This is a genomic window from Soonwooa purpurea (assembly GCF_053891095.1).
The window spans coordinates 63588-73625 of sequence record NZ_JBSSMA010000007.1 but is presented as its reverse complement, the minus strand read 5'-3'; the positions used below and the strand labels follow the sequence as shown (position 1 = coordinate 73625).

The window sequence follows — 10038 nt, the reverse complement described above, 5'->3', positions numbered from 1 at the left end:
ATGTTGTAATTTGTGGTCAAATTAAAACCATGAATTTCAAAATTATTTTCTATTGTTTCATCCTTTTTTTAGGTCTAAATTCTTGTACTTCTCGAGAAGAAAATTTACCAGAATCTTTTGTTTATGTACAACGAGAAATTCCTGATATTATCGTGGATTTGCGTTATTTTGGGTCCAATAATTTCACGGGGCGTCCTGTTGTCGGTTACGAGAAACCTGTTTTAATAATGAGCAAAAAAGCAACTCAAGCTTTAGCGAAAGTTCAAAAAGAATTAAAGAAAAAAGGCTTCGCTCTAAAAGTTTTTGATGCTTATCGACCACAACGGTCGGTGACGAGTTTTGAAGTGTGGGCAAAAGACATTAACGACACGATTGCCAAAGCCGAATTCTATCCACAAGTTGACAAACGTGATCTTTTCACATTAGGATATATTGCTTCCAAATCTGGACACACGCGAGGAAGCACAATCGATTTGAGTTTGGTCAATCTTATAACAGGAAAAGACGTGGATATGGGAAGTCCGTTTGATTTTTTTGGAACGATTTCGCATCAAGATGCTTCACAAATTACCGTACAACAGCAAGCCAATCGATTGATACTTAAACAAGCGATGTTAGAATTTAATTTTAAAGAATATCAAGAAGAATGGTGGCATTTTACGCTGAAAGACGAGCCTTTTCCTGAGACTTATTTTGATTTTGTGATTAAATAATGTTTTTTTTAGGAATTTAAAAATTTTAATGCATTTTTGCGAATATTAAATTTATATGATAAATCGATTATTAATAGTATCATTATTTTTCTTTTTTGTAAACTTTAAATCCCAAGCTATACAAGCTCAGATTTTAGAGGCTTACCCTGCCAACCAATTTTTTTATCAAAATGGAGTAGCTGATTTTTTTGAGGATTTTCAAAAAATGATGTTAGAGGATAATATTAAAGCCTGTGAAAATCCAGAGGAAAAATACAAAATTGGATTTATTGTTTATCCTGATAAAAAAGTTAAATATGTTAAAGATTTTGATACTTTAAGTATTAAAAACAACCAATGTGCTTATGATATTATTAAGAAAGTTTTTCCAAAATTAAAAAATTGGAATCCTGCTGTATATAATAACACTATTATTCCTGCCGTGGCAAGCGCAGAGATTAATCCAAGTGACATTCTAGATTACGAATTTAAAACCAGTCCGTCTGGTGTTAAAATGTTCACGAATAGAAACCTTACCGAACCTCAATATCCAGGAGGGCTAAGTAAATTTCGTATAGATGTTGCCAATGTGTTAATGAAAATAGTAAGTAAAAAATCGATGCAGGATGGAACTTATTTTTTTAAAATAAAATTCGATGTTGATGAATTAGGTAGTATTCAAAACCTGAGTATTATTGAAGCGAATTATCAACTAAGCACTTCCCAAGTTGAGCAATTGTTTCGAAATATAAAAAAACTGAATAAATTTACATCTGCCACAAAGAAAGGAGTACCTACAAAATCTTTTTATACTTTACCAATCACGCTATCTTTTGAATGATTTTAAGGAGATTTATAAAAAAACTGAAAACCTGCTACATTTAACGGAATCCCTATAAAAACAAGGATAAAAGGAGGTGTGGTTCTAGAGCCGTTTATTTAATTAGTTGTACAATGCCGTGGTTTTATCTGCCATTCTGTCATCAAAATTCGTATCTTTGCACACTAAACTGATTTGAAATTTAATTTTCGGTATTTGACTGTCTTCATTCTGAGCGAAGTCGAAGAATCGAATCTCAAATCTCGAATCTTAAATCCCGAAACCGTGCAAGAAAAATATATAGACGAAACCAAACAAGGAGAAGCTTTTGCAATCGCTGAAAAACCAGAAAATTCTAAGAAATTATTCCTGGAAAGTTATGGCTGCCAAATGAACTTTTCCGATTCTGAAATTGTAGCTTCCATTCTTAATGAACAAGGTTACAACACCACATTAAACGTTGAAGAAGCAGATTTAATTCTCTTAAACACTTGTTCCATCCGTGAAAAAGCGGAACAAACGGTGAGAATGCGTCTTTCCCAATTCAAAAACCAGAAAAAATCCAATCCAAGTCTTACCGTTGGTGTTTTAGGGTGTATGGCCGAACGTTTGAAAACCAAATTTTTAGAAGAAGAACATTTGGTGGATTTGGTTGTTGGTCCCGATGCTTACAGAGATTTACCCAATCTTTTAAAAGAAACTGAAGACGGTAGAGATGCCATCAACGTGATTTTGTCTAAGGAAGAAACGTATGCTGATATCAATCCGGTTCGTTTGGGCGGAAATGGCGTTACTGCTTATGTAACCATCACCAGAGGTTGCGATAATATGTGTACATTTTGCGTAGTTCCTTTTACCAGAGGTCGTGAGAGAAGTCGAGATCCGCATTCTATTCTTGAAGAGTGTAAGGAATTGGCTGCAAATGGTTATAAAGAAATCACACTTTTAGGTCAGAACGTAGATTCGTATTTATGGTACGGAGGCGGTCCGAAAAAAGATTTCGCCAAAGCAAGTGAAATGCAGAAAGCAACCGCTGTAGATTTTGCGCAATTGTTGGATTTGGTGGCGAAAGCTGTTCCAGAAATGAGAATTCGTTTCTCAACTTCCAATCCACATGACATGACGACTTCCGTGTTCGAAATGATGGCGAAACACGATAATATCTGCAAATATGTTCACCTTCCAGTGCAAAGTGGAAGCAACAGAATTTTAGAATTAATGAACCGTCAACACACGCGTGAAGAATATTTGGATCTGATTAAAAAAGCCAAAGAAATTGTTCCAGAAGTGGCATTTTCTCAAGATATGATTGTTGGTTTCTGTACAGAAACTGAAGAAGATCACCAAGATACTTTGAGCCTGATGCGTGAAGTGGAGTACGATTACGGCTATATGTTTGCGTATTCTGAAAGACCAGGAACGCCAGCGCACAAAAAAATGGAAGACGATATTCCTGCAGATGTTAAACAAAGACGTTTGGCGGAAATTATCGCTTTGCAAGGTGAATTATCCAGAAAAAGAATGGCAGGTTATGTAGGAAGGGTTCATGAAATTTTAATTGAAGGAACTTCCAAAAAGAATGAAAATCAATGGAAAGGGCGTAATTCTCAGAATGCTGTTTGCGTTTTCGATAAGTTAGAAGGACAAAAAATTGGCGACATTGTGTCTGTTTTTGTTCACGGAAATACGCAAGGAACGCTTTTGGGAGAAACAGCGAAATAGAAATTTTTCTTTTTTAGTTGTATGAACGATTTGCAATCTCACATATTATTTCAAAATATTTCTGAATTACTCGAGAATTCAAGAAAAAGAGTTGTCGCAACTGTTAACCAAGCGATGGTTCTAACTTATTTTGAAATCGGAAGGATGATTGTAGAAGATGAACAAAAAGGAGAAAACCGAGCAGAATACGGAAAAGCTATTTTGAAAGATTTGTCTATTTTGTTAACTGAAAAATTTGGAAAAGGTTTTTTTTATTCAAATTTAAAACAAATACGACAGTTTTTTTTGGCTTATTCAAAAGGACAAACACTGTCTGTCCTTTTAGAAAATAAAAAGTTATCGAAAGAACAAACAGAGCTTGGGAAAACTGAAGATTCAAAATCAAAAAATCATGAAATAAATTTTTATCTTTCATGGTCACATTATCTCAAATTAATGAGAATTAATGATCTTAATGAAAGAAAATTTTACGAAATAGAATCTTTTAAAAACAATTGGAGCTTAAGAGAACTGCAAAGACAATACGATTCTGCATTGTATTCGAGATTGAGTTTAAGTAAGGATAAGGAAGAAATTTTGAAACTTTCAGAAAAAGGCCAAGTTTTTGAATAACCGAATTTTAAAATGTTTTGTATTAATTGACTTAAAAATCGGCGAATTGAAACATCAAGATATCGGTCAAATGCAGATGTATGTTAATTATTTTGATCGTGAAAAACGTTTAGAAGATGAGAATAAAACCATTGGAATTATTCTTTGTCAAGACAAAAATGAAGCTTTAGTAGAATATACTTTGCCAGAAAATAACGACCAAATTTTTGCCAGTAAATATAAAACTGTTCTTCCGTCAAAAGAAGAATTTAAGAATTTATTGAAAGAATAAAACAAATATGAAAAGTCTTTCGTACATTATTATTTTAATGAGCTTGATTGGAAATTCCCAATCAGGAAAGGCTTTTTGTGTCGAAAATAAACTGAGTTTCTGTTCAGAAAAATCGGTTGATAAAGTTTTTAATGAAGACGCAACACAGCTGCTAAAAGACTTTGGACACTTTATTTCCAAATACAATCAGAAGTTTAAAAAACAGCATGTTTTTGTAGAATCTTCTTCAAAAACGATTTCTTTTCCACAACCTAAAAACCAATTTGAAAACTGGTCTTTTGGTGAGGTTTCAAAAATTCAGAAAAAAACTTCAAAAGTTCGTAATAAAGACGATTTAGAAATAAGATTTTTAGCTTAATAATGATGATTAATAAATTCAAATAATTTCTTAATCTCTCAATTTCTTAATCTTTAAATTAAATCATTCAAATGAACGAATTACAAAACATAAAAAACCGCTTCGGCATCATCGGGAATTTCCCTGCACTTAACCGCGCCATCGAAAAAGCCATACAAGTCGCTCCCACCGATATTTCCGTGCTTGTCATCGGAGAATCTGGTGTTGGGAAAGAACATATTCCGAAAATTATTCATGCCGAATCCAAAAGAAAACACCAACCTTATATTGTAGTGAACTGCGGTGCAATTCCGGAAGGAACTATAGATTCTGAGCTTTTCGGTCACGAAAAAGGCGCTTTTACCGGCGCAACAGCTACCAGAAAAGGTTATTTTGAAGTCGCAGACGGCGGAACTATTTTCCTCGATGAAGTAGGGGAATTGCCTTTGCAGACGCAGGTTAGATTACTAAGAGTTCTCGAAAGTGGTGAATTCATGAAAGTGGGTTCTTCTCAAATTCAAAAAACCAATGTGAGAATTGTTGCTGCAACCAACGTGAATATGATGAATGCGATCCAAGATGGACGTTTTCGTGAAGATTTGTATTATCGTTTGAACACGGTGCAAATTGATATGCCTGCTTTGAGAGAAAGAAAAGGTGATATTCATTTGCTTTTCAGGAAATTTGCCATCGATTTCGCTGAAAAATACAGAATGCCAGAATTGAAATTAACAGACGATGCTGTTCAGTATTTGGAAAATTATCCATTCCCAGGAAACGTTCGTCAGCTCAGAAACTTGGTAGAACAAATGACGGTTGTAGAGCAAAATAGAGAAATAAATTCTGTAAAACTTGCCGAATATATTCCGACACAAACGCACCTTCCAGCGGTTATTCAGAAAAGTGGAAGCGGAAATTCTGCTGATTTTGGTTCCGAAAGAGAGATTATGTACAAAGTACTTTTCGATATGCGAAACGATATTAATGATTTAAAATCCTTAACTTCGGAGTTGATAAAAAACCGTGGAAATGGTGATTTGAGCAATCAGGAAAAGAATTTAATTAATAGAATTTATACGCCAGAACCAACACCTGTACATAACCCGAATTCACTTTTGTATTTTGAATCCAAGGATCAACCCAATGTACAATCTGCAAATGTAATGAATGTTGAGGACGATAATCCTTACGAAGATGTTTTGGATATTGAAGTTGAAGAATCTAAACCAGAATCTTTGTCGCTTCAAAACAACGAAAAAGATTTGATTATAAAGGCTTTGGAAAAGCATCGCGGCAGACGTAACAAAGCAGCGGATGAATTGGGAATTTCTCAACGTACACTTTATAGAAAAATAAAACAGTATAATCTAGAGGATTAAAATGAAATTTCGAACTTCAAATATCAGAATCTCAAGCTTGAAAAACTTGTTTTTCTTTTCACTTTTTGCAGTATTTTTAATGATGCAAAGTTGTTATAGTTTTACTGGCTCGTCATTGAGCCCAGAGACACAAACCATTCTTATCCGCTCTTTCCCAAATAATGCAGCGAACAATAACCCGAATTTGAGTCAGGATTTTACTGTGGCAATTCAGAATCGTTTTTTGCAAAGAACTACTTTGAAGGGGGCTGTTGAAAAACCAGATATTCTTATTGAAGGAGAGATTATAGATTATAACATAACGCCCACCACGATTTCGTCGCCGATAGAAAGCAGCTCTACAGGAAATATGATACAAGCGGCGCAAAACAAACTTACAATGACAGTGAAAGTGCATTATGAAAATCACGTCGTGGGCGAAGAGAAAAAAAGTTTTGACAGAACTTATACAGATGAGGTAACTTTCAATAGCGATATGGATTTGATGACGATAGAATCTTCGCAAGTCAAGATTGTGACAGACAGAATTATCACCAAAATTTTTAATGATATTGTAGCAGATTGGTAATATGAATGCAAGAATTATAGAACTTCTTCAGCAACCGTCGCTGATACAGAATACAGACCTTCAACTTCTCGAAAAACAAATCGAACATACGCCGTACATCCAAAATGTACGAGCGCTTTATTTGTATGGGATTCATCTTTACATGCCAGAGCGTTATAAGGACGTTTTGACAACAACGGCAGCCTATACAACGGACAAGAAAATTCTGTATCAATTTATTAATAAAAAAAGTCTAGAAGAATCTCAGGCGATTTCGGCACCTATTTTAGAAGATGAAAAAGAGAAAGCTTCAGAAGTCATGAAGCCCATTTCTGAAGATAAAATTGAAGAAGTAAAAGCTAGCGATCCTGCTGAAACACAAGATGAAGGAACTCTTCTAACAGAAATTATCAAGACAGACAAACCGATTGAAGAAAATCTTGAACAGCACATAAAGCGGGATTCGACTAAGGAAGATAGTAGTGATGTCGTTGTTAATAATGACGAAAAAGAAATTCTATCTCAAAAGGAAAAAGATGTCTTCAACGACAATCAAAAAGAATTTATTGATAACTCTAATCCGTCTAGCATACAAACATCAACAGAAGAAACTGAAATAATTGTCGAGGAAACTTCTAAAGAAGATATTATTACTGAAGAGCTGACTGTGCCCGAAATTAAAGAAGAAGTTAACAAAGATGTAAGTTTTGAAGCAATTGATGACTTTCTGCCAGAAGTTAAATTTTCGGTTCCTAAAAATCATCATCAATTTCTGAATCCACCAAAGTTTGAAGTTAAGGAGCACAAAGATGTTGATATTGCTTTTGGGAAAAAAACTCAAAAACAAAATCTTCCTGTTCTAGACGAAGTTGAAGAAACTTCTGAAAAAAATCTGGACTTTGGACCTTTCAACGAAGAAGTTGATGTGTCAGCATTAGAAGAGTCTAAAATAGAAAATGCTGAAAAAACAGTCGTTGAAACAAGCGTTCAAGAAGATAATACAGTTCCAGAAATTATTGAAAAAATAGAAAATTCAACTTGGAAGCCAATGTCAATCGATACACATCAGCCCGATGCTTTAATTGGGAAAGTGGCTTCCGATCCAGTTTCACAACAAGTTTTAGATAAAACGGAAACCATACAAACTGAGGAAGTGGCTCACTTGCAGGAAAATCAAGCGGCTGAGATTTTAGAAACAGACCATTCAAATCTAGAAGAATCAACAGAAATTATGGAGGACAAACGTCCTATTTTCAATGTGTCATTTTTTGGAGAATCGGTTTCTATTGTGAAAGATGAAGATTCTGGTGTAAAAGAAGTTTTACAAGATAAAGAAGAAATAACTCCAGAACAAATTTTAGTCTCTGAGGATAATATTGAGGAAAATGTTTTAGAAAATAAAACAGAAAAAAGTAATGTTAGTCAGTTTATCAATACGTGGCAAAGTTGGTTAAAGATCGATCGCTCAGAAGAAATTGAAAAAGATAAAGAAATTAAAAAGCAAAAAGCGATTGACCAATTTATCGAAAATCAACCAAAGATTTCGCAGTTGAAAGATGAACCGAATTTCATAATAAAAGAGAAAAAAGAAGATATCTCACATCTGATGACCGAGACTTTGGCGAATCTTTATTTGGAGCAAAAACTGTATTCCAAAGCCATTAAAGCTTTTGAAATTTTGAAATTAAAATATCCTGAAAAAACAGACTACTTTGAAACCAAAATTAAAGATATTAAAGAACAAAGAAAAGCATAAAAAATAACCGAGTGACAAACTCGGTTATTTTTATTTTAGTTCAATAGGATTATTGCGTGATGCCAATTCTTCGAGTCGTTTTTTTTGTGCATCTTGCATTTGGCGAGGATTTGTACCTTGCGCAGACCGACGATTGTTTCCGGTCATATTACCCATAAAGCTACTTGGGTCTTCCATGAATTTTTTCTGCGTCACCATGAATTTTTCTTTAGTAATTCTGATGTCTTGACTTCGACTTTGTGGTGATTGTAGGTTTGGGATTTTCTTGCTTTCCATCAAATCAAAACTGTAATCGCCTTTGCTGTCTTCGAGTTTTATAATCAAACCAGGTAATCCACCAAATTTATACGGACCATCTTGCAAAGGCACTTCTGGCGTGAACCATGCATACCAAATTCGGCCACCATATTGGATTTGGGCCTTTTGCGTTTGATAATTTCCAATTTTTATAGTTTCTGGTAAAATTGTCCAATTATTAGGGATGTTTTCGGCGTATGTATATTGATCTCTGCCAAGGCGTTGTTTAAAATTTATATTCTGCTGTACTAGATTTTTTTCAACTGTAAAATCGATACCCGATCTTAAATCTTGCATTTGGCTACGATCGAAATTCCGAGTTTGTCGCATACGATTCATTACGGAATCTCGCTTTGCACGATTTTCTGAATAGAAAGTAGAGTTTGGTCCATCAATATCAAGATAAACACGTTCAGTTTTTTTTGAAACATTAGTAGAATCGGGTGTCATGGTAGCCTGATAAATAAATCGTGTTGCTTGAGAATATCCAAATTGGAAAATAGTAAAGCATAGTATGCTAAAAATATATTTCATATTGTTTTTTGTTTTAGACAAGTTAAAATTTGAAAAGTTAAATCTGTATTATTAAGGTGTAAAGAATGATGAATTTTAAGTTTCCATTTTACAAGCCATACAAAAATAGATTTATTTTTAATTCAATATTTTAACGTGATTTATTTTGATGGTTTTATCATAATAATCATTTATTGTTAATTTTACCTTAGAATTGAATAGGTTATATGACTCGAAGATTTCGTTAAATTCTTTAAGTAAATCTTAAATTATTAAAATAGAATCTATCGATTTGAGATTGCGGAATATATGTTGTATTTTTGTAGTCTAAATTAATTCTAAATAAAAATGATTAAAGTTTCAGATCAGGCAAAAGCCAAAGCGGCACAGTTAATGACTGAGGAAGGCTTCAATCCTGAAACCGATTATATAAGAGTGGGCGTTAAGAGTGGAGGTTGCTCTGGACTTGAATATGTCCTAAAGTTTGATGACAAAAAAGAAGAAGCCGATCAGGTTTTTGAAGATAATGGCGTTAAAGTCATAATCGATAAAAAATCTATTCTTTATCTAGCGGGAACCATTTTGGAGTATTCTGGAGGTTTGAACGGTAAAGGTTTCGTTTTTAATAATCCCAATGCTGCAAGAACTTGCGGTTGCGGAGAGAGTTTTTCTTTGTAAGAATATAAGATAAGAGATTAAGAGATTTGGAAATTTAGAGATTAGATATGACGGTTTCATTTGAAAGTTTTCCTATTTATCAAAAAGTAATTTCATTTACTGTTAAAGTTTTTAAAATTCTTAATCACGAAACTTTGCAAAGATAGTTTTCAATTAAAGATCAAATTAAAAGAGCAACATTATCTATTTCTAATAATATTGCTGAAGGTTCTGAATACGGAAGCAACAAACAATTTATCCACTTTTTGTGGATTGCAAAAGAAAATTGTGCAGAAGTAAGAAATATGCTTCGAGTTTTATTTGAATTAGAAAAGACTGACGAAGAAACATTTCAAAATTTAAATGAGGAATGTTTGGTGATGACAAAAGAAATTTACCATTTTATAAAGTATTTGGAAAAAACGATTTAGAATT

Annotated in this window: 12 protein-coding genes; 11 read left to right on the top strand and 1 reads right to left on the bottom strand. The window is 33.6% G+C overall.

Annotation, left to right across the window (positions count from 1 at the left end; all coding sequences use genetic code 11):
• The first annotated feature begins 29 nt into the window (after positions 1-29).
• The 9 genes from ACVFVN_RS08275 to ACVFVN_RS08235 all read left to right on the top strand — a co-directional run bounded on the left by ACVFVN_RS08275 (position 30) and on the right by ACVFVN_RS08235 (position 8136).
• Entirely contained in the window at positions 30-713 is a 684-nt protein-coding gene (locus ACVFVN_RS08275) for a M15 family metallopeptidase (protein ID WP_456234902.1), read from the top strand.
• A 205-nt stretch (positions 714-918) separates the two neighbouring features.
• Entirely contained in the window at positions 919-1533 is a 615-nt protein-coding gene (locus tag ACVFVN_RS08270) for a hypothetical protein (RefSeq protein ID WP_456234901.1), read from the top strand.
• Positions 1534-1797: 264 nt separating this feature from the next.
• Complete coding sequence (miaB, locus tag ACVFVN_RS08265; RefSeq protein WP_456234968.1) at positions 1798-3234, top strand: tRNA (N6-isopentenyl adenosine(37)-C2)-methylthiotransferase MiaB; 1437 nt, start codon at positions 1798-1800, stop codon at positions 3232-3234.
• A 21-nt stretch (positions 3235-3255) separates the two neighbouring features.
• Entirely contained in the window at positions 3256-3846 is a 591-nt protein-coding gene (locus tag ACVFVN_RS08260; protein ID WP_456234900.1) for a DUF1016 N-terminal domain-containing protein, read from the top strand.
• Between the two features lie 46 nt (positions 3847-3892).
• Entirely contained in the window at positions 3893-4117 is a 225-nt protein-coding gene (locus ACVFVN_RS08255; RefSeq protein ID WP_456234899.1) for a PDDEXK nuclease domain-containing protein, read from the top strand.
• 7 nt (positions 4118-4124) lie between these two features.
• A complete protein-coding gene (locus ACVFVN_RS08250; RefSeq protein WP_456234898.1) occupies positions 4125-4475 on the top strand; it encodes a hypothetical protein in 351 nt (116 codons plus the stop codon).
• A 71-nt stretch (positions 4476-4546) separates the two neighbouring features.
• A complete protein-coding gene (locus tag ACVFVN_RS08245) occupies positions 4547-5833 on the top strand; it encodes a sigma-54 interaction domain-containing protein (protein ID WP_165134462.1) in 1287 nt (428 codons plus the stop codon).
• A 1-nt stretch (position 5834) separates the two neighbouring features.
• The gene (gene lptE, locus ACVFVN_RS08240; protein ID WP_456234897.1) at positions 5835-6401 is read left to right on the top strand and encodes an LPS assembly lipoprotein LptE; all 567 of its coding nucleotides are present in this window, start codon (positions 5835-5837) and stop codon (positions 6399-6401) included.
• A 1-nt stretch (position 6402) separates the two neighbouring features.
• Positions 6403-8136 carry a hypothetical protein gene (locus ACVFVN_RS08235; RefSeq protein WP_456234896.1) on the top strand — a complete coding sequence of 578 codons (1734 nt, stop codon included), beginning with the start codon at positions 6403-6405 and terminating at the stop codon, positions 8134-8136.
• Between the two features lie 30 nt (positions 8137-8166).
• On the opposite strand, the gene ACVFVN_RS08230 is transcribed toward ACVFVN_RS08235, so the two are convergent.
• Positions 8167-8967, bottom strand: coding sequence for a GLPGLI family protein (locus ACVFVN_RS08230; protein ID WP_456234895.1), 801 nt, complete (start codon positions 8965-8967; stop codon positions 8167-8169).
• Positions 8968-9294: 327 nt separating this feature from the next.
• Between ACVFVN_RS08230 and ACVFVN_RS08225 the strand changes: the two genes are divergently transcribed.
• A complete protein-coding gene (locus ACVFVN_RS08225) occupies positions 9295-9624 on the top strand; it encodes a HesB/IscA family protein (RefSeq protein WP_165134453.1) in 330 nt (109 codons plus the stop codon).
• 152 nt (positions 9625-9776) lie between these two features.
• Positions 9777-10034 (top strand): four helix bundle protein, encoded by a 258-nt coding sequence (locus ACVFVN_RS08220; RefSeq protein ID WP_456234967.1) that lies wholly within the window; start codon positions 9777-9779, stop codon positions 10032-10034.
• The last annotated feature ends 4 nt before the right edge of the window (positions 10035-10038 follow it).

What these genes read in the sequence shown, in the direction of transcription:
- ACVFVN_RS08275 (WP_456234902.1), top strand. Translation starts at nt 30, where the DNA reads ATGAATTTCAAAATTATTTTCTATTGTTTCATCCTTTTTTTAGGTCTA.
- ACVFVN_RS08270 (WP_456234901.1), top strand. Translation starts at nt 919, where the DNA reads ATGATGTTAGAGGATAATATTAAAGCCTGTGAAAATCCAGAGGAAAAA.
- ACVFVN_RS08260 (WP_456234900.1), top strand. Translation starts at nt 3,256, where the DNA reads ATGAACGATTTGCAATCTCACATATTATTTCAAAATATTTCTGAATTA.
- ACVFVN_RS08250 (WP_456234898.1), top strand. Translation starts at nt 4,125, where the DNA reads ATGAAAAGTCTTTCGTACATTATTATTTTAATGAGCTTGATTGGAAAT.
- ACVFVN_RS08245 (WP_165134462.1), top strand. Translation starts at nt 4,547, where the DNA reads ATGAACGAATTACAAAACATAAAAAACCGCTTCGGCATCATCGGGAAT.
- lptE (WP_456234897.1), top strand. Translation starts at nt 5,835, where the DNA reads ATGAAATTTCGAACTTCAAATATCAGAATCTCAAGCTTGAAAAACTTG.
- ACVFVN_RS08235 (WP_456234896.1), top strand. Translation starts at nt 6,403, where the DNA reads ATGAATGCAAGAATTATAGAACTTCTTCAGCAACCGTCGCTGATACAG.
- ACVFVN_RS08230 (WP_456234895.1), bottom strand. Translation starts at nt 8,967, where the DNA reads ATGAAATATATTTTTAGCATACTATGCTTTACTATTTTCCAATTTGGA.
- ACVFVN_RS08225 (WP_165134453.1), top strand. Translation starts at nt 9,295, where the DNA reads ATGATTAAAGTTTCAGATCAGGCAAAAGCCAAAGCGGCACAGTTAATG.